1 protein-coding gene is annotated in these 275 nt (G+C 72.7%); it reads right to left on the reverse strand.

Annotated elements, in window-relative coordinates; translation table 11 throughout:
* A partial coding sequence (locus tag IH45_RS0142860; RefSeq protein WP_030682789.1) for a thiolase family protein occupies positions 1–275 on the reverse strand: 275 nt, incomplete at both ends.

Below are 275 nucleotides of genomic sequence, written 5' to 3' on the forward strand. Positions count from 1 at the left end.
GGTGGCTGGCCAGCGCGAAGGCGTCCTGCTGTGCGCGGTCGATGCCGTGCTGGTCGGCGATCAGTTCGGCGCCCTCGCCCAGCGCCACCGTCCACTGCGAAGGCATCTGCGGGTTGGTCATCCGCCAGCCCAGGGTGGAGGAGAACAGCTCCTGGTGTCCGGCCGGGAAGGCCCGTTCGGGCTTGGGCAGGATGTAGGGGGCGCGGCTCATCGACTCCACCCCGCCCGCCAGGACGATGTGCGCGTCGCCCAGGGCGATGGCGCGGGCGGCCTGG

This window comes from Streptomyces rimosus subsp. rimosus (assembly GCF_000720725.1).
In the GTDB taxonomy this organism is placed as follows: Bacteria; Actinomycetota; Actinomycetes; order Streptomycetales; family Streptomycetaceae; genus Streptomyces; species Streptomyces rimosus_A.